The sequence below is a fragment of the Olsenella sp. kh2p3 genome (assembly GCA_900119625.1).
Taxonomy (GTDB): domain Bacteria; phylum Actinomycetota; class Coriobacteriia; order Coriobacteriales; family Atopobiaceae; genus Tractidigestivibacter.
Genome location: FPKD01000001.1, coordinates 554,441 through 573,387, shown reverse-complemented (window position 1 = coordinate 573,387; position 18,947 = coordinate 554,441). Strand labels below are relative to the sequence as shown.

The 18,947-nt window shown below is 63.5% G+C and carries 12 protein-coding genes and 2 tRNA genes; 10 read left to right on the top strand and 4 right to left on the bottom strand.

Annotated features, from left to right (window positions below):
- Positions 1 to 222 precede the first annotated feature (222 nt).
- The 9 genes from BT122_RS02625 to BT122_RS02580 all read left to right on the top strand — a co-directional run bounded on the left by BT122_RS02625 (position 223) and on the right by BT122_RS02580 (position 13,792).
- The gene (locus tag BT122_RS02625) at positions 223 to 1,992 is read left to right on the top strand and encodes a phosphotransferase (RefSeq protein WP_072354457.1); all 1,770 of its coding nucleotides are present in this window, start codon (positions 223 to 225) and stop codon (positions 1,990 to 1,992) included.
- 23 nt (positions 1,993 to 2,015) lie between these two features.
- A complete protein-coding gene (locus BT122_RS02620) occupies positions 2,016 to 2,960 on the top strand; it encodes a DMT family transporter (RefSeq protein ID WP_072354456.1) in 945 nt (314 codons plus the stop codon).
- A 200-nt stretch (positions 2,961 to 3,160) separates the two neighbouring features.
- Positions 3,161 to 6,631, top strand: coding sequence for a transcription-repair coupling factor (gene mfd / locus BT122_RS02615; RefSeq protein WP_072354455.1), 3,471 nt, complete (start codon positions 3,161 to 3,163; stop codon positions 6,629 to 6,631).
- Between the two features lie 232 nt (positions 6,632 to 6,863).
- Entirely contained in the window at positions 6,864 to 8,975 is a 2,112-nt protein-coding gene (gene mazG / locus BT122_RS10685) for a nucleoside triphosphate pyrophosphohydrolase (protein ID WP_177242183.1), read from the top strand.
- 222 nt (positions 8,976 to 9,197) lie between these two features.
- On the top strand, positions 9,198 to 9,896 hold the full coding sequence (locus tag BT122_RS02600) for an FtsB family cell division protein (RefSeq protein WP_072354454.1): 699 nt from the start codon (positions 9,198 to 9,200) through the stop codon (positions 9,894 to 9,896).
- The gene (locus BT122_RS02595) at positions 9,896 to 10,894 is read left to right on the top strand and encodes a Ppx/GppA phosphatase family protein (RefSeq protein ID WP_072354453.1); all 999 of its coding nucleotides are present in this window, start codon (positions 9,896 to 9,898) and stop codon (positions 10,892 to 10,894) included. Before BT122_RS02600 ends, BT122_RS02595 begins: the two co-directional genes overlap by 1 nt.
- A 16-nt stretch (positions 10,895 to 10,910) precedes the next feature.
- A tRNA-Leu gene (locus tag BT122_RS02590) sits at positions 10,911 to 10,995 on the top strand.
- Positions 10,996 to 11,142: 147 nt separating this feature from the next.
- Positions 11,143 to 12,801 (top strand): thiamine pyrophosphate-binding protein, encoded by a 1,659-nt coding sequence (locus BT122_RS02585; RefSeq protein WP_072354452.1) that lies wholly within the window; start codon positions 11,143 to 11,145, stop codon positions 12,799 to 12,801.
- On the top strand, positions 12,794 to 13,792 hold the full coding sequence (locus tag BT122_RS02580; protein WP_072354451.1) for a transketolase family protein: 999 nt from the start codon (positions 12,794 to 12,796) through the stop codon (positions 13,790 to 13,792). The genes BT122_RS02585 and BT122_RS02580 overlap by 8 nt, the downstream gene beginning before the upstream one ends.
- 24 nt (positions 13,793 to 13,816) lie before the next feature.
- On the opposite strand, the gene BT122_RS02575 is transcribed toward BT122_RS02580, so the two are convergent.
- The 4 genes from BT122_RS02575 to BT122_RS02560 form a co-directional block, all read right to left on the bottom strand.
- A complete protein-coding gene (locus BT122_RS02575) occupies positions 13,817 to 14,113 on the bottom strand; it encodes a PTS sugar transporter subunit IIB (RefSeq protein WP_059052812.1) in 297 nt (98 codons plus the stop codon).
- 164 nt (positions 14,114 to 14,277) lie between these two features.
- Positions 14,278 to 14,352, bottom strand: a tRNA-Glu gene (locus tag BT122_RS02570).
- A gap of 31 nt (positions 14,353 to 14,383) precedes the next feature.
- A complete protein-coding gene (locus tag BT122_RS02565) occupies positions 14,384 to 15,355 on the bottom strand; it encodes a hypothetical protein (RefSeq protein ID WP_072354450.1) in 972 nt (323 codons plus the stop codon).
- Positions 15,352 to 16,425, bottom strand: a complete 1,074-nt coding sequence (locus BT122_RS02560) for a response regulator receiver protein (RefSeq protein WP_072354449.1) — start codon at positions 16,423 to 16,425, stop codon at positions 15,352 to 15,354. Before BT122_RS02560 ends, BT122_RS02565 begins: the two co-directional genes overlap by 4 nt.
- 421 nt (positions 16,426 to 16,846) lie before the next feature.
- Here BT122_RS02560 and BT122_RS02555 point away from each other — a divergent pair, with 421 nt between their 5' ends.
- The gene (locus tag BT122_RS02555) at positions 16,847 to 18,703 is read left to right on the top strand and encodes a carbon starvation CstA family protein (RefSeq protein ID WP_072354448.1); all 1,857 of its coding nucleotides are present in this window, start codon (positions 16,847 to 16,849) and stop codon (positions 18,701 to 18,703) included.
- The last annotated feature ends 244 nt before the right edge of the window (positions 18,704 to 18,947 follow it).

Genomic DNA, 18,947 nt, shown 5'->3' with positions numbered 1-18,947 from the left:
GAGAATAGCTCCTTTTCTTAATGCGCTATTGCGTTTGCGCAGGTCGCGGTAATCGCGTTTAAGAATTGGAGCTATTCTCTGGCCTTGCGTGGTGGCGCAGACAACCATGCCGCTTACGTAAATTCTCAACAACGTTAAATAATCCCAAAACTCTGTGTAAGCGTTCAGTTATGATTGGCTGCATCCTTTACATGAACCTTATCTTTGTCCAAAGGATCTGCCATGGCACTCACGCGCAAAGAGTTCGACATCCTCAGTACGCTTGCCACATCCCCGGATGACGCCTGCGCTCAGGCTGCCTCTCCGGAATTCGATGAGCTTCGCAGCATGGGCCTCGTCTCAGGCACTGCCGTCACAGAGCTTGGCCGCAAGGCGCTGGAGCCCTACCGGGTAGAGAACGCCGTCATCATGGCCGCCGGCCTCTCGTCTCGCTTTGTGCCCATCTCATATTGGCAACCCAAGGGGCTCACGAGCGTACGCGGCGAGGTCCTCATCGAGCGCCAAATTCGCCAGCTCCACGAAGCGGGCATCACAGACATCACTGTTGTTGTTGGCTATCGCGCAGACGAGTTCGCCTATCTGGCTGATAAGTACGGTGTTCGCCTGGTGAACAACGACCTCTATGCTGAACGGAATAACAACTGGACGCTCTGGCTTGTTCGTGACCAGCTGAGGAACACCTACGTCTGCTCGTCGGATGACTACTTCGCCAAGAACCCCTTCGAGACGTACGTCTATCGCGCCTACTACTCGGCAGTCTACATGGATGGCCCTACGGACGAGTGGTGCCTGGGCGTTGACGAGAATGACCGCATCACTTCCGTGACGGTTGGCGGCAAGGATGCGTGGGCCATGCTCGGCCACGTGTACTTTGACCGCGCCTTCTCCAACACCTTCGTGCGCATTCTCGAGAGCATCGTGCGCAGCCCGTTCTACGAGGAGAAGTACGCCGACGAGCTCTGGGAGACCATCTTTGCACGCAACCCCGACTGCCTCTCGATGGACATGCGCCGCTATCCGGCAGACCAGGTCCTGGAGTTTGACTCGGTGGACGAGCTGGTGGAGTTTGACCCCGGTTTTCTCTCCACTGTCGAGTGCCCTGCCATCGACAACATCGTGGACGTCCTGGGGTGCGAGTGCACGCAGCTGCACGACTTCTATCCCATCAAGAACGGGCTCACCAACCTCACCTTCCACTTTGCCGTGGGGACAGACGAGTACGTCTATCGCCACCCTGGCATTGGCACCGAGAAGTTCATCAACCGCACTGCCGAGAAGGACGCAGACACCGTTGCTCACGAGCTGGGGATAGACCGCACCTTCATCTACGAGGACGCCGAGAAGGGCTGGAAGATCTCGCGCTTTGTGCCCAACGCGAGAAACGTCGACCCCCTCAACCACGATGAGGTCTCGCGTGCGATGGCGCTAGCCCGCACCTTCCACGAGTCGGACGCGAAGATCGATGCCAAGTTCGACTTCTACGAGGACGGCCTTGGCTACGAGCAACTGCTCAAGTCCCATGGTGAGATTGGCGTCCCAGGCTATGAACAGCTGCGCGAGAAGGTCACCCGCCTGAATGAGTACTGCGTCGCCGACGAGGGCTTCTCTGCCTGCTTCTGCCACAACGACTACCTGCCGCTCAACTTCCTCATTGGCGAGGACGGCTCGATGAGCGTGATCGACTGGGAGTTTGCCGGCATGGGAGACCCTGGCAACGACACGGCGACCTTCATCATCTGCTCCCAGTACAACGAGGAGCAGGCGAACGCCGCCATCGACGCCTACTTTGGGCGAGCGGCGACTCCGGTCGAGCGGCGCCACTTCTGGGCACGCGTGGTGCTCGGCGGTTGGTGCTGGTACGTCTGGGCGCTTGAGAAGGACGCCGAGGGGGCGGGCGTGGGCGAGTGGCTCGACATCTACAAGAGCTACGCCGTCACATATGTTGACAAGGTTCTCTCGTGGTACGAGAAGAACGACACCATAGCTGCCTAACAGGCTGTTGAGAGGGGACAATCATGCCGTATGGCTTTGGCGCTGCGCTCACCTGGGCGCTTGACACGGTAATTCTCGGCATCGCGCTGGCTAACCCAGCCTTTGCCGCCACGCCGCAGGCAATCGCGCTCGCCGCCTTCACGAGCACCTTCCTGCACGACGCGAGCTCGGCGGTCTTCGCGTTTGGCTACATGGGTATTCGACGCAAGCTGAGCGAGACCTGGCGGACTCTTCGCAGCAAGAGCGGTCTGGTCGTTGCGGGCGCTGCCCTCATTGGTGGACCCGTGGGCATGACGGGGTACGTGCTTGCCATCAACAACATCGGCCCTGCGTACACGGCGGCCATCTCGGCCTTCTTCCCAGCCTATGGCGCCGCGCTCGCGACTGTGGTCTTGAAGGAGCGCATGCGGCCCTACCAGTGGGCAGGACTTGCTGCGTGCCTGGTTGCGGTTGCCGTGCTGGGCTGGACGCCCGTCGATGGCGTGCCTGGAAGCTGGACCGTGGGCATCATTGGCGCTCTGGTGTGCGTTCTTGGCTGGGGCACCGAGGCCGTGGTGATCGACTGGGGCTTGCGCAACGCGAGCGTGGACGACGAGTGCGCCATGCAGATACGCCAGACCACCTCTGCCCTTACGTACGCGCTGGTAATCCTGCCGCTCCTTGGCGGCTGGCCCAGCGCCATCGTGGCTCTCACCTCGAGCGCCATGCCAACTATCGCGCTTGCGGCGCTCTCGGGCACGGTGTCGTACCTGCTCTACTACAAGGCAATCGCCACCCTTGGCGCCTCGCGCGCCATGGCGCTCAACATTACGTACTCTGCCTGGGCTATTCCCTTCTCGCTTCTGCTTCTGGGCACGATGCCCGACGTCCGTGGCGTGGTGTGCGCCGTTGTCATCATCCTTGGCGCCATCACCGCCGCAACGGACGTGAAGACCCTCTTTGGGCACGGGGAGAAGGCCGCTGCCTAGACTGGCCGTGAGACAAAGGGACAGTCCCTTTGTCTCATTTGCGAGGACGCTTCGACCCTGGTCCCGTCACCTGGTACAATCGCTGAGAAAAACAGTCAACATGCGAGCCCGCATGCATTGCCATGCGGGCCGCTTTGCATGTCCTTTGGCTGGCAGCGCATGCCCGGCCGCCATTTGACACCTCCCAAGGAGCCGCCTCGATGTTCATCAATAGGGTTTCTCGCCAGCTGCTCACCGCGCCGGAGCTCGTGCCGCTCCTGCACGAGCTGGGCTCTGGCAACGACGCGTCCCTCGCCGTGGGGCAGAGTGCCCGCCCGCTGGTGATCGCGGCGCTCTGGGCACGTGACCCGCGCCCGTGCCTGGTTGTTGTCTCTGGCGAGGAGGCGGCGGACCGCACCGCGCGGGCGCTCGCGGCCTGGCTTGGCCAGGATGTTGTTGCGCGCTACCCCATGCGCCGCGATTTCCCGTGGGCCGAGACAGCCCCCGATGACGCCGTGATTGGCGCGCGTTGCCGTGCGATTGCCCGGCTTGCTGCGGGCGAGAAGTGCGTCGTGGTTGCTTCGGCGCCGGCGCTTCTGCGTCGCGTGCCGCTAGCAGGCTCCGGTTACTTTGCCTCGAGCACCTTCTCCGTTGGTGATGAGTTGCCCTTTGAGGACGTGGCGCCGCTGCTTGTTGGCATGGGCTACACGGACGTGGGCGACGCCGAGGACGTGGCGGCGCCCGGCACCTTCCACGTGCATGGCGACTCCGTCGACGTTTTCCCCGCACAGGTAACGTCCCCGGTCCGCATCGAGTTCTTTGGCGACGAGATCGACCGCGTGCGCCGCATGGTGCCCTCCACGGGCCAGACCATCGGCGAGCTGGACTCCGTTGACGTTGTGCCCTGTCGCGAGATGGCCTTCACCAACGAGACCATCGCCCGCGCGGAGAAGGCCCTCTACAACCGCGCGCAGAACGATGCCAAGGTGGCGGCTGACCTCGAGGCAATCCAGGGGCGCTCTGCTCAGCCCTCGCTCGAGAAGTACCTCCCGGCGCTCTACGGTGGCTCGGCCAGTCCCATCGAGCACATCTCGAAAGACGCCCTGGTGGTGCTCGCCGAGCCCCGCGCGCTCTTCGACGACTGCCAGCGAGCCATGGACGACATCTCGGCGTCGGCCTCCTCGGCGCACGTGTCCACAGACGGGCTCTACACCAGCCCGCGCGAGATGGACTTTGGCCGCCAGCAGCGCCTGTCCCTCTCGTCGATTCTGAGGGTGGGCGGCTCGGTGACGGCAGAGCTCAAGGTGCGCCAGCCCAACGTGGCGGGCGCGGACACCAAGCTCATCTCGGTGGTGCACCAGCTGGTGAACGACAACGTGAGTGTTGTGTTTGCCGCGCCGGACCGCGGGGCCCGCGAGTCTCTCGAGCTGCGCCTTACCGACGAGCACATCCCCTTTGCGGAGTCGCTTGGCTCGGCAGCCGAGAATGCCGTGCCCGTGACCTCGGCAGACGCCAACAGTGCCATTACGCCCCTGCGCCGCGGCTCCGTGACGTTTACGGATGCGCCGGTGCCTGCGGGCATCGTGGTGCCTTCGGCGCATCTGGGCGTGCTCTCAATCTCTGACCTCACGCCGCGCACGGCCCGCAACCGCCGCCGCGCCAAGCGCGTGGATCCTACGAGCGTGACCTTCCCGTTCAAGCCCGGCGACTACGTGGTCCACGCCACGCACGGCATCGCGCTCTTCTCGCAGATTGTGCGCCAGGAGGTCGCCGGGCGCATGCGCGACTACTTCCTCCTGGAGTACGCCGGCGGCGACAAGCTCTACGTGCCGCTTGAGCAGGTCGACCGCATCACGCGCTACGTGGGGCCAGACGGCTCGAGCCCGCGCCTCACGCGCCTCAACACGGCGGACTGGTCGCGCGCAACTGGCAAGGCCAGGCGTTCTGCAAAGAAACTGGCGTTTGACCTGGTGGACCTCTACACGCGCCGCGCCTCGGTGACAGGCTATGCCTTCTCGCCGGACACCCCCGCCCAACTGGACATGGAGTCGAGCTTCCCCTACGACCTTACGCCCGACCAAGCCTCGGCCGTGGCGGACATCAAGGCCGACATGGAGGCGAGAAAGCCCATGGACCGGCTGCTCTGCGGCGACGTGGGCTTTGGCAAGACCGAGGTTGCCCTGCGTGCGGCGTTCAAGTGCTGCCAGGACGGCAAGCAGGTTATGGTGCTGTGCCCCACCACGATTCTGGCCGAGCAGCACTTCGAGACGTTCTTTGCGCGCTTCTCGCCCTTTGACCTGGACGTTCGTGTTCTCTCGCGCTTTGTGACGCCGGCTCAGCAGCGGCAGGCGCTCGAGGGGTTTGCCGCGGGCACGGTGAACGTGCTCATTGGCACGCACCGGCTCCTCTCGGCAGACGTCAACCCGCATGACCTAGGGCTCGTTATCATCGACGAGGAGCAGCGCTTTGGCGTGCAGCACAAGGAGCAGCTCAAGAACATGCGCGAGCAGGTCGACGTGCTCACGCTCTCGGCAACGCCTATCCCGCGCACCATGCAGATGGCCATGAGCGGCGTGCGCGACATGAGCCTCATCATGACGCCGCCACCGGGGCGCCTGCCCGTGAAGGTGCACGTGGGGGAGTGGGACCCAGACCTGGTCTCTGCTGCCATCCGCAACGAGCTTGAGCGCAAGGGGCAGGTCTACTATGTGAGCAACCGCGTGACCACCATCGACGACGCTGTGGCGCGCGTGATGGAGGCGGCGCCCGAGGCTCGCGTGGGCGTGGCGCACGGCAAGATGAGCGCCCGCGAGGTAGAGGACGTGATGCTGCGCTTCCAGGAGCACGAGATTGACGTGCTGGTGGCCACCACCATCATCGAGAGCGGCATCGACAACCCGCGCACCAACACGCTGATCATCGAAGACTCGCAGCGTCTGGGCCTGGCGCAGCTCTATCAGCTCAAGGGCCGCGTAGGGCGTGGCCGCACGCAGGCGTACGCGTACTTCATGTTCCCCTCCACGGCGCCGCTCACGCCCGAGGCAACCGACCGCCTCACCGCCATCAACGAGTACCAGGACCTGGGCAGTGGCATGCGCATTGCCATGCGAGACCTTGAGATTCGCGGCGCGGGCTCGCTCATGGGCGCCGAGCAGCACGGCAACCTCTCCAGCGTGGGCTTTGACCTCTTCACTCAGATGCTGGGCGAGGCCGTTGCCGAGGCTCGTGGTGAGACCGCCGAGGTGGAGGTGCCCGAGGTCACCATCAACCTCTCTGCCGACTTCTACCTTGCTGAGGAGTACATGCCCGAGGTAGACCAGCGCGTACTTGCCTACCGCAGGCTTGCCGCGGCCACCGAGCTTTCCGACGTGGATGCGCTCCAGCGCGACCTCGAGGAGAGCCACGGTGCGCTGCCGCTTGCCGGTCGCAACCTCCTTGACCGGGCGCGCATTCGCATCCGCGCGCAGCGCCTGGGCTGCACGTCCGTCTCGCTTACCAACGGGCGCCTGGTCTACCAGGGGATTGACGTGCCGAGAAAGACGGCGCTCAAGCTCAAGGAGCGCGGGGCCCTGGTCTACCCCAAGACGCACAAGCTGGCGTATCCCTTCCGCGCAAAGCAGGAGGAGGTCATGCCTGCTGCGCTTGGCGTGCTGGAGGAGATTGGCGGCGGAGATGAGACGGACGACGAGTAGGGCGGGGCTTGGCGTCGGCTCGCGCCGGGCGGCGGCGGATGGCAGCATCGCGGGCCGGCGGCCGCTACACGTTCGGACTCAAAGCTGTATCCCGCGCAGGTCGATACACATTCGTACAACGAATCTGTAGCGCCTTGCCACGCATTCGGCGCCCCGCCGCTCCGACCCCGCCCGTTGCCTTATGCTGGCGAGAGCTGGCGTAAGGCACAACATGACGAGAGGGGCAGCTTCAATGGCTTTGAGCAAGGACGATAGAGCAAGGCTCATTAAGTCTGGCAAGCTGGCGCGCACGGCGCTTGCGGCGGCGCGCATGGGGACGAGAACGGCGCCGCATTCCGGCGATGCGGACTCGGCCTCCACCGAGACGCCTCTGCCCGGAGAGATCACGGATTACCTGCGCGGGGCTCTTCTCGTCGAGGACGCGGGCGACGGCCTTGTGCAGCCCTTTCGTTTCTCCAAAAAGCAACTGCGCTACCTGGACTCCGTTGGTCGCGGGCGCCGTGCCCGCGCGACCTCGGGCATATGCCTGGCGTTTGTGACCACGGGCAACGAGGTCTCCTTTGACTGCCGCGTGACAAGTGCCCTCGACCCTGCGCACCTCCTGTACGCCGAGGTCATGGAGCACCTTGGCAGCCTGGGCCAGGCGGAGGACGGCCTTATTGACGGCATTGACGTAGTAGTGGGGGGCGGACAGGCCCACACCGTCGCGGTGCGAGACGGCCGCATCTCCGTGCGCTTTGATAATCCCCAACGCGTGCCTGTCGAGGTGCGTATCTGCCTGCCGCTCATCATGTCGGTTGCCGTAGGCAACCTTGCCTCTAACGGCATGGCAACACCCGCACCCCGCCGTGGCTACCTGCTTGCCCTTGGCGACTCTATTACCCAGGGCTTTGTTGTGGGATGCCCGTCTCTCTCGTACCCGGCGCTCCTTTCGGAGGGGCTTGGCCTAGACCTGGTGAACCAGGCCGTGTGCGGCTACGTCTTTGACGCGCAGACCCTTGTGGGAATGAAGGCTCTGCGAAAGGAGCCGCCCTCGGCAATAACCGTTGCCTACGGGACCAATGACTGGGGCCGCAAGGGCTCGGGCAAGAAGATCCGCCATGATGCAGCCGCCTACTTGGACCGTCTCTGCGAGCTTTTCCCACGCACGCCCATCTACGTGCTCACGCCGCTCTGGCGCGCGGACGAGGACGCCAATGAGGCGCTTGCCGGCATTCCCAGTGGCAAGTCGCTCTCTTGGGTGCGGCGTTCTATTGAGCGCGCGTGCCAGCCCCACGCCAACGTAACCGTTGTTGACGGCACAAATATCCTGCCGAGAAACCCGCTCCTCTTTGCCGACGGGCGCCTGCATCCCGGCTCGACCGGTGCGGGAATTGTCGCGGAGGCGCTGGCTGCCGCCATGCGCGACGGTGACATTGACACGAATGGCTGTGCTCCGCAGGTGACGCCTCTGCCGGCCTCGACGCAGAAGTCGACATGCTCTGCCGCGCCAAGCCGCCTTGATGCCGTGGACGCAGAGAGTCTTTCTCGTCCTGGCGCTCCCGGCGCGCACCGTGAGTTTGACCGTCTTGTGCGTACGGTGTGGCGTCTGCGCCAGGAGGACGGCTGTCCGTGGGACCGCGAGCAGACGCACGAGTCCCTCGTGCGCTACATGGTCGAGGAGGCCTATGAGGCAGCAGAGGCCCTGCGCGCGGACAGCCCCTCTCATATGGCAGAAGAGCTTGGCGATGTGCTTTACCAGGTGGTTCTCAACTCCCAGGTTGCTGCGGAGGAGGGCAGCTTCACCATCGACGACGTGTGCCGTGCCATAGACGAGAAGCTCGTTCGCCGCCATCCGCACGTCTTTGGTGGCGTGGATGCCGAAACCCCCGAGGACGTGGCGCGCATCTGGGAAGACGTGAAGCGTCGCGAGCGCGAGGAGGCCGGCGGTCCCACTATGGAGAGCGAGCCCGGGCTTCTCGACTCGGTGCCGCGCTCGATGCCTGCGCTTATGCAGTGCCAGAAGATTAGCGCCCGTGCGGCAAAGGTCGGCTTCGACTGGGACGACGTCTCTGGCGTGTGGGAAAAGGTGCGCGAGGAGCGCGATGAGTTCGGGCGTGAGCCCGCAGGCTCGCAGAGTCGTGCGCTCGAGTTTGGAGACCTGCTCTTCTCGCTGGTGAACGTTGCGCGCATGGAGGGCATCGACGCAGAAGGGGCATTGTCCCAGAGCAACGAGAAGTTCCGTCACCGCTGGTCTTGCATGGAGAGCCTGGCGCGCGACGAGGGTCGCGATCTTGATGCTCTCTCGACCGCGGAACTGAACGAGCTTTGGGACCGTGCGAAGCAAGAGGAGAAGCGCTCCTGAGTTCGGACGCGGGCACTTCTGGTATACACTGGATGCCACGCGGTAAACCCGCGCTGTCACGCCAAATCAAACTAGAAACGAAGTAACGGCATGAGCAGATATTCGGGCACAGAGATTGCGCTAAGGGGTTCCACAGACGTGTCGCCAAGACCTGCCGTATACACCTATTCCGCAGGTAGGGCACATCGCTCGCCCTTTTCGTCAGTCATGGAGGGCGTTCGCGTGGAGGAAGACAGCCCCTCGGGGCGCCATGTTGGAACGGGTACTGCACAGCGCTTGCGCTCGAACCGCACGCAGTCTGCAAACGCCTGCAGGCGCTCCTCGCGTCGCGCCGCCGTCAGCCGTGCAACGGCGACTCGCTCTGTTGGCGCTGCCAGTGCTTCTCGCACGCGCACACGTTCCGAGCGCCGTGCGCAGCGCACCGCCGATCCAACGACCGGCGTTGCTTCCAACGTTGCCTCCAAAGCCGCAGGCGTTGCCTCTGGCGCCTCGTCCGCTGCCTCTGCAACGGTCTCGCGCGCCGAGGGGTTCGTCGGCGCGCATCGCCTTCCCGTCATCATTGCTGCCGTGGTAATTGCCACGGTGGTCATGCTCTATGGGCCGGCGTGCAACCTCTACGCCGCCTGGCGCTCGGGGCTTGATCTCCAGGCCACCTACGACGCCACCACCCAAAGCAACGACCAGCTCACCACCGAGGTTGACGCACTTATGACGCCTGAAGGCGTCCAGGACCTCGCGCGGGAGCGCGGCTACGTTGGCGAGGGCGAGACCGGCGTGGTTGTCGAGGGCCTCTCAGACAGCAGCACCGACGCCGCCCCTATGGGTACGGGTACGGTTGTCTCGGCAGACGTCCCTTGGTATGTAAGCGCTGCCGACGTCATCTTTCAGTACCACGCGGATTCCTCGGGAAGCGGTAACTAATGCGTAGGGTTGCGGTTATCGATATTGGTACGGTCACCTGTCGCCTTGCGGTGGCGGACGTCGAGGGGTCGCGGGTCATTAGGCTTGGCAAGCAGTCGAACATCTGCAACCTGGGACAGGACGTAGACAGGACCGGCAAACTTGCGCAGGAGGCCATGGAGCGCGTCTTTGCGTGTGCAAAGGCGTATGTAGACTCGGCGCGCGAGTCCGGCGCCGAGGCCGTGTGCTGCACTCTCACGAGCGCCGCCCGCGACGCCTCGAACTCGCCCGAGCTTGGGGCCGCACTTGCGTCGCTCGGGCTCGACCCGCTTATCATTCCGGGGCAAATTGAGGGTGCGCTCACCTTCCTGGGAGTTGCCCAGGACTTTGACGGCCGTCGCATCCTTGTGGCTGACAACGGCGGTGGCTCTACCGAGCTTGCCGTGGGCGAGCTTACCGGTGGCACGCTTGACCTGGGATGGGTCACCTCGGTCCAGGTTGGCTGCAGGCGTCTTACGGAGCGCTTCCTCTCACGTGAGGACCCGCCTTCCGCGGCTGACCTGGCTCAGGCCCACGAGTACGCGGCGCAGACCTTCTCGCAGGCGCTCAAGGACGCTGGAGCGCGCCTGGGCAATCCCCAGACGCTCGTGGTTACGGGCGGGACAGTTACCACGCTTGTGGCTATTGATGCCGCGCTTGATCCGTATGATCCCGCCTATGTTCACCTCCACGAGCTTACGCGCGAGAAGGTCGATGCCCTCGAGCAGCGGCTGGCGTCGCTTACGCAGGAGGAGCGCGCCGCGCTGAAGGGCATCCAGGCAACGCGTGCCCCCGTAATCCTTGGCGGTGCTGTTGCCGTGTCCGAGCTTCTCCGCCAGACCGGTTTTTCTAGCCTTACGGCGAGCGAGAGCGACCTTCTCTTCGGCCTTTCTATCGTTGCTGCTGCTATGCTTGAAGGACGCGAGTCTCCGGTGGTGTGGAAGCCCACCATGAGACCGCTCAAGCCGTCTGGGGAGTAAGACTTCCGGGCAAGCTGGGGGCGTGGCGGAATTGGCATACGCAGGGGACTTAAAATCCCTCGCCGAAAGGATTGTGGGTTCGAGTCCCACCGCCCCTACCACCTAAATATTCGGCAGGCCCGCCCGCCGCTGGCGTGTTGTTTTGGCGCATGCGCCCAGAACATCCCGTTGCGTATCACATATGAGGACAAGTGGTGTACAACTATGTCTCGCAACGTCGATGTGCTTGTAGCAGGGGAGGGGCAAGCATGGCAGAGAACGACGCGGATGCGCTCCGGGGTGCGCCGCAGGCAGTCACAAGCAGGCCTGTAGAGCGAGCTGCAGGCAAGGCAGGCTCTGCCCCGGTGTACTCGCAGCTTGCAGACCTTCTGCGCGAGAAGATTGGCCTTCACGAGTGGGCCCCTGGCTCGCGCATCCCCTCCGAGCACGAGCTCATGGCGCGCTTTGGCATCTCTCGTGGTACCGTGCGGCGCGCCATCAGCGAGCTTGTTGACGAGGGCTTTCTCGTCCAGGTGCGTGGGTCGGGCACCTTTGTCTCGGAGCGCGCTCTCTCGCACCCTGCGGGCGAGCGGCCCCTCTCGTTTGGCGAGTCCCTCCGCGAGCAGGGCAAGGACTTCGTGACCAACGTGCTCGACAAGCGCGTTGTGCCTGCGCCCGCAGACGTTGCCGAGCACCTGCGCATACAGCCCGGCAGCCCAGTGCTCTACCTGCTGCGCGTTCGCACAGTCGACGGCAAGCCGGTCATATGCCAGGAGGGATGGGAGAACCTGGGGGAGTGCCCGGGCCTGGCGGAGGCGGATTTCTCGCACGAGACGGCCTTTGATGCAGTGGAGCGCTGCTCTGGACGAAAGATCACCTGGTCCAAGGTGCGTTACTCTGCCGCGGCTGCCGGCAAGCGCGCAGAGGCGCTTGGTTGTGAAGAAAGTGACCCCGTGCTGGTGCTGCGCCAGACCATCGGCCTTGCCGACGCAACGGTAATCGAGTGGGGGCTCACCTGGCTGCTCGCGGGACAGGAGGTCGCCGGGACCTCCGTCCAGGACGGCTGGCTTCCCACGGCGCTCGCGCCTGCGCTTGCGCCAGCTGAGCGCCGTCGCCTCCGCGGCCTTGCCTTGGACATTCGCCGTGCCGTCGTTGAGTTTGCGCATGCCAATCCAAACATGCCGTTCCACCTGGGCGGCAGCCTCTCTGCGGCAGAGATTCTAGCCGTGCTCTACGGTGGTGTCATGCGCACCGGGGCCGACGGCACTCTCTGGGAGCAGCGCGACCGCTTTGTGCTCTCCAAGGGCCACGCCTCTCTCGCACTCTATCCCGCACTGCTGCATGCGGGTCTGGTCTCTCAAGAAGACATCGACCGCGGGCTTCTCGGTCCCAATGCGGTGCTGTTCAAGCACCCCAGACGAGACCCCGCCCGCGGAATCGAGACCTCCGGCGGCAGCCTGGGCATGGGGCTGGGCTACGCGTGTGGGCTGGCCATTGCCGCCAACAGGCGGGCAAGTGGCTCGCGCGTCTTCTGCCTTCTGGGAGACGGCGAGTGCAACGAGGGCTCGGTCTGGGAGGCTGCCGCGCTTGCGGGGCACATGGGCCTGGCGTCGCTCACGGTTATCGTCGACGTCAATGGGCTGCAGCTCGATGGCCCCACGGCGCAGATTCTCGACACAGGAAGCCTTGCGGAGAAGTTCCGCGCCTTTGGATTTGAGGCCATCGAGGTGGATGGCCATGACGTGAGCGCGCTCTGGAGCGTGCTTGTCCCAAGCCATGCGCGGCCGCGCGCGGTGCTCGCCCACACCACCAAGGGCAAGGGCCTCTCGTTTGCCGAGAACTGCGTGGAGTGGCATGACAACAAGCTGACCGACGAGCTCTACGCGCAGGCGGTCAGGGAGCTTGGCATGGAGGTGGACCATGGCTAGGGAAGTCGCTGCTGTGGCACCTGCAATTGTCGCGAATCCTGCCGAGTTCGACCAGTTGGACTCGCGCGTGGCCTTTGGTCGGGCGCTGGGAGAGATTGCCGAGAATGATTCGCAGGTCATGGCCGTTGTCTCGGACTATGGCCGCCGACTTGCTCTGGATGCGCTGCGCTCCAAGCTGCCGGGTTCCGTTGTTCAATGCGGCATTGCCGAGCAGAACCAGGTTGAGGTTGCCTCTGCCCTTGCCAACGAGGGCTTCCATGTGTTTGCCCCGTCCTACGCGCCGTTCATTACGGCTCGCGTGCTCGACCAGGTGCGCGTGAACCTAGGAATGATGGAGTCTCCGGTCGTGCTGGTTGGGCTTGGCGCGGGATACCACGCGGGCATCCTGGGCCCCAGCCACATGGCGCTAGAGGACCTCGCCTGCATGCGCTCAATTCCCGGCCTCGCCGTGGTGACGCCGGCGACGAACACCGAGCTGGCCTGTGCACTTGCTGAGCTTGCGCACAATCCGCGGCCGGCCTACGTGCGCATTACGCAGGCGCCTGCCGGCGACCGGGCGCTTCCTGTAGGTGACTTCGAGCTTGGACGCTGCCGCGTGCTTGCGGATGACGCGCCCGGCGACAAGACAGACGTTGCCATTGCTGCCTGCGGCTCCATCACCTCTCGTGCGCTGGCGGCTGCCGGTTTGCTACGCGAGCGTGGACTATCCTGTCGCATGGTGGCTGTGGGTACAATCAAGCCGCTTGACCAGCGCGTTGTTGAGCTTCTCGCCTGTGCGCGACTGGCAGTGACGGTGGAGGAGCACAGCGTAGTGGGCGGACTTGGCGGGCTTCTCGCCGAGGAACTGCTCGACCGGGGGGCCGCTCCGGGACTGCTGCGCCTGGGTGCGCCAGACCGCTATCCCGAGGCAGACGAGCAGAGCCGTCTTCTGGAGCGTGCCGGACTCACACCCGAGGGCATGGCGACGGCTATTCTTGCCCGATTGGGATAGTTGCGCGAGGCAACCGCTTGTGACTTACTTCCCCATGAGGTGAAGGATCTGCTTGTTGGCCTCGTCCTCGTGGCGCCCCATGAGGTAGGGGGTGCCGTCAACAAACGGGCAGTGCAGCTCGGAGGGCTTGATGGCGGTTGCCACGATGAAGTCGCAGTCTTTTGACTTCTTGGAGGCAGTGCTGAGAGGCACTTGCACAATCTCGTAGCGACCCTTATAGCCATGCGTGTCGAGAAGCTCCTCGATCTTCTTTCGCGCGATCGTCGAGGTGACGATGCCGGAGCCGCACGCGATGAGGATACGTTTCTTCTTGTCCGACATGCTTGGGCTCCCTTCGATGCGAGCGGCGCCTTGCCGCCCGGGGCACGTGACCTTATCAGCCATAGTAGCGTGACGGAGCGGCGTTTGGGGTGGGGAGGCAGCGCTTTCTCAGCACCAAAAAGCGGCCGCCTTCACGAGGGAAGGCGGCCGCAGCCTGGTGCAAATGGTGCCCCCAACGAGACTCGAACTCGTGTCGTCGCCTTGAAAGGGCGATGTCCTGACCACTAGACGATGGGGACGCAGGTGAGAGTATATCAGAGAGAGGCGATTCTACCAGTCGTAGCCGTTGGCCTCTGCATAGGACTCGCCAGCCGCATGGAACCACGGGAAGCCATCCGCCCAACCGATAAAGTCCGGCACGTCGGCAATGATGGGCTCGGCCTCGTGGACGGCAAAGGTTGCCTCCTCAAAGCCTCCCGCGGGAACCTCTGGCCTGTCTGGTAGGTAGATCTCCACGAACGTGGGCCTGAGCAGAGCGTAAGCCGCTCCTTCGCACAGCTCTCCGTACCCGCGCAACGCGCGCCGTGCGGCGCTCATGCGGCCAAGCTTGTAGAGAAGGATGGTGCGTCCAAGGTTGAGCCAGGAGTTCTCGCGCCCAGAGAGCCGTGCATCAAGCTCGTTGAAACCCTCCTCGTCCTCCAGACGCGCAAGCGCCAACGCTGCCGTGAGGCGACCGCCAACCTGGTCGGCGGGCGAGGCCGCCATGAGGCCCTGTGAAACCTCGAGTGCCATGCGGTAGCGCCCGCCGTCAAGGCAGGTGCACGCAATGGCGTCCCACAGGCGAAGCCGGGGCCGCATGAAGACGTCGTCCCAGGCATCGCCCGTGGCCCCAAGCGAGAGCTCCGCGGCGGCGTCAGCCTTCGCCTCTATCTGGAGCAGCGCGTCGAGCCTGTCATCGGGATTGAGTTCTGCGGCAAGCGTCTGAACCAACTGAGCGTCAAGACAGCTGTCATCCTGCGAGAGCGCCTGCGCGCACCCGGCCGAGAGCGCCTGCAGCCTGCGCTCGCGAGCCGCGCGAAACTCGTCGTCATCCAGGAGGTCATCGTCTGCCCCGGCGCGGTGAAACGCGTCAAGCGCCCCCACGAGCGTGGCGAACGACGCCTGCTCGGGGGAGTCGACAAAGGCCGTTGGATTTTCTCGCACGGCTAGGCAGAGCTCGGCAAAACCCTCGTCGGAGAGGGTGCCAATCTTCTCGCGCCTCCTCTGCGCGCACCTGAGCACAAGCTCCTCTCGCCCGTTCACGAGGCGTCACCGCCTTGGTGCCCCTTGCCTTCTCGCTGGTAATAGGGGTTAGAGAGCTCCTGGGCCTCGGCAAGTGCCTTGGGATAGAGCTTGGCCGTGGTTCGGGCAATCCAAGAGCCGAGAACACCACGCCCGCTCTTGTCGTCGCCCTCCTGAAGCAGCACCGTTGCCTCGGAAATGGCAAGGATCAGCTCGTCTTCGCTGTAGGGCGGCACGGCAAGGCGGGCAAAGACGCCGTCTGGGAGTTCCGTCTGGGAGATAAGCGCAGAGGCACAGCCCTCATACGTGTTGGCCAGGCGCTCAAGAAGCTGGCGGGCAAGGGACATGTCGTGGCTCTTGTGAGCGAGTGCCAGGCGGGCGAGCCCAATCCAGGCATCGTCTGCCGCGCGCGGAGGCACAATTGCCCCGTAGCGCTTGGCTAGTGCGTCAAGCGACGTCTGGTCCTCAAGCTTTGCATAGGCAAGCGCCAGCGTAAAGCGCACGTCTGCCTGGTCGGACGGGTCCTGCTCCAGCAGGCGCTCCCCGGTCTCGATGCAGCTGCGGTTGCGCCCACAGATGAGGGCCTCCTCCGCAAGCGCCGCCATCCAGCGACGATAGGGGCGCATAGCAATGTCGCGGCCAAGCGCAACGCGCTCGTCATCGCCGTCATCGGGGACGGCGGCGCGGGCCGCCTGGCATGAGGCGTAAACTTCCTCGATGCCATCTTTGAGGAAGGCGAACTGGGCGTCGAAGCTGGGGTTGGTGCGAGAGGCGCGCATGCGGATGGCGTCGTGGCACGTTGGATCAAGCAATACCGCCTCATCGAGAAGGTCTCGCCCACGAGCGATAAGCGCGTCCGCCTTGGCTTCGCTTGAGAATGGCAGCTGGTAGTCTATGACCTCAGCGGCAACGGCTACCAGGTGAAAGGCGCGATCGGCGTCAGACTGGGGCAGGGTGTCGCGGTCCCGGGCAAAGCGACGCCCAAAGTCCGTGAACGCCTTGGCCGCGGCAACTGGGTCCCCCTTGGGCAGCGACTGCGCATAGCGCAGCGCCAGACGCTGGTAGTCCTCTCTTCTGGGGTCGTACGCCACGTTGCGCCTCCTTTCTCCACCCTCATGGTATCCCATACGCCAGACATTAATGCTCACTGTGGTTAAGGGTGCTCCCTTCCCAGAAGCACGGAAAGCATTGCTGCAAATACCATGAACGGTCATTTAAAAACGGTGAACGGTTGAAAAATGTTTCGAATAGAGGTCCAAAACGATTACATCTTGGAGAATGTTTGAAGGGAGCTGTATTGCGAACGGTGTTTTTGAACTAGCAAAAAATATCCAATATTCGATAGATTCATTCGAGAGTTATCCAAATATATCCAGAATTTTCTGAAAATATCCAATACATTTGAACAGTTCGAGAAAAACCTCGCCCAGCCACATGGATGTACCATGCCGCGCACCGAGCGCAAACAGCGGAAACGGTCCGCAGCGCCCTACCCTAAGGAGGTAAAACGACATGAATGGCATCACGATCATCTTGATAAGTGCGGTGGTCCTGATTATTGGCTACCTCGGGTACGGGCGCTGGCTAGCTAAGTCATGGGGCGTCGATCCCAAGGCCCTCACCCCTGCGGTCCGCATGGAGGACGGCAAGGACTTCTCGCCTGCGCAACGCTTCTCCGTGTTTGCCCACCAGTTCTCCTCGATCTGTGGCGCAGGTCCTGTCACGGGCACCATTGTTGCCATGATGTTTGGTTGGCTTCCGGTGCTCCTCTGGGTCCTTATCGGTGGCATCTTCTTTGGCGCCGTCCATGACTTTGGCGCGCTGTACGCCTCTGTCAAGAACAACGGCAAGTCGCTCGGCCAGCTCATCGAGAAGTACATCGGCAAGGCCGGTCGCCACCTGTTCCTGGCCTTCTCTTGGCTGTTCTGCTGCATTGTCATCGCCGCGTTCGTCTCGATGGTGGCGGGCACGTTTGCTACCACCGCTGCTGCCGACGGCTCCGTTGACTTCGCCAAGTCCTACGCCGGTGGCTGCGCGGGCACCATCTCCATCCTGCTTACCTTCTCGGCCATCTTCTTTGGCTGGGCGTGCCGCAAGTGGGACCTCAAGGGTGTCGCAAAGTTCCTGTGTGCCCTCGTGTGCATCGCGGTTCCCTTCGCGCTTGGCATGGTGTTCCCGATCTACCTCAACGCTACCGGCTGGATTGCCGTCGTGACGCTCTACCTGATCCTTGCCAGCGCCATGCCCATCCAGACGCTCAAGACCCCGCGCGACTTCCTCACGACCATCATGATGGTCGCCATGATCGCGTGCGCCGTTCTCGGCATCATCGCGCTGGGCATCAATGGCCAGGCCACGATAACGGCGCCGATGGTCGTCAGCTCCGAGACGCTTGATGCCCTGGCCGCCAAGGGCAACTACCTCTTCCCGGTTCTGTTTGTCTCCGTTGCGTGCGGCGCCCTGTCCGGCTTCCACAGCCTCGTCTCTTCCGGCACCTCCTCCAAGCAGATCTCTAACGAGACCCACATGCTTCCCGTTGGCTATGGCGCCATGGTCCTCGAGTCCTTTGTTGGCGTGCTTGCCATCGTAACCGCTGGCATCATGTTTGGCGACATGAACACCGCTGGTACGGGCGCCCTCAACGCGGGCACCGCCTCGACGCCGTTCCAGATTTTCGCCGCCGGCGTCGCCCGCGGTATGGAGCTCATGGGCTTCAACGCAACGTTCGCCACGGTCTTCATGACCATGAACGTCTCTGCGCTGGCGCTCACCTCCGTTGATGCCGTTGCCCGCATTGGCCGCACCAGCTGGCAGGAGTTCTTCTACGAGACCAACGACGCCGCCTCCACCTCTGCCGAGCAGGCCGGTGCCCGCAAGGTTCTCACCAACACGGCCTTCTCCATCGCTGTCACGCTGGTCCTGGGTATCGCCCTGTGCTTTGGTGGCTACCTCAACATCTGGCCGCTGTTTGGCGCGTCCAACCAGCTTCTTGGCGGCATGACCATGATTACCCTCGCCGTCTTCTGCAAGTGCACCGGTCGTAAGGGCTGGATGCTCTACGTGCCTGTAGCGTTCCTGCTCGTGTGCACCTTCACGTCGCTCGGCATGAGCATCTATGGCTGCTGGACCGCAGTTGCCGCCGACCAGTCCTTTGCGGTCATCGCAACAAAGGGCCTGCAGCTTGTGGTTGCCGTCCTTATCGTGATCCTGGGTGTCATCGTCGCTTACAACTGCCTGAAGGAGCTCTTCACCAAGAAGGCTGGCTCCATCCCCGACGAGGAGCCCGAGTGGTCCGAGCTTGGCCGCAAGCACGTTGAGGAGTCCAAGCACGACGTTGCTGTGGACACCAAGACCGAGGTAACCGCGTAAGGCGGGCTCTCGCAGAGTGTTTGATTGGGCGCCTGGTGCCGGTGGCATCGGACGCCCTTCTCGTATTCCTCCTGCTTCAAAATGTGATGAAAATATGTAGATTTAGTCACAGCGGGGTGTCGGAGAAGACCAAGGGTAAGGACGTCGGTGGAGCAGGGATACGGCCTTGTTCCTGCGCGAAGCCGCCTGCCGTAAGTGGCCTCTCGCTGGCGTCTATCTGATAGGATGGGGCCGCATTCAGGTT

Coding starts and splice junctions, on each gene's coding strand:
- BT122_RS02625 (WP_072354457.1), top strand. CDS start 223: ATGGCACTCACGCGCAAAGAGTTCGACATCCTCAGTACGCTTGCCACA.
- BT122_RS02620 (WP_072354456.1), top strand. CDS start 2,016: ATGCCGTATGGCTTTGGCGCTGCGCTCACCTGGGCGCTTGACACGGTA.
- mfd (WP_072354455.1), top strand. CDS start 3,161: ATGTTCATCAATAGGGTTTCTCGCCAGCTGCTCACCGCGCCGGAGCTC.
- mazG (WP_177242183.1), top strand. CDS start 6,864: ATGGCTTTGAGCAAGGACGATAGAGCAAGGCTCATTAAGTCTGGCAAG.
- BT122_RS02595 (WP_072354453.1), top strand. CDS start 9,896: ATGCGTAGGGTTGCGGTTATCGATATTGGTACGGTCACCTGTCGCCTT.
- BT122_RS02585 (WP_072354452.1), top strand. CDS start 11,143: ATGGCAGAGAACGACGCGGATGCGCTCCGGGGTGCGCCGCAGGCAGTC.
- BT122_RS02580 (WP_072354451.1), top strand. CDS start 12,794: ATGGCTAGGGAAGTCGCTGCTGTGGCACCTGCAATTGTCGCGAATCCT.
- BT122_RS02575 (WP_059052812.1), bottom strand. CDS start 14,113: ATGTCGGACAAGAAGAAACGTATCCTCATCGCGTGCGGCTCCGGCATC.
- BT122_RS02555 (WP_072354448.1), top strand. CDS start 16,847: ATGAATGGCATCACGATCATCTTGATAAGTGCGGTGGTCCTGATTATT.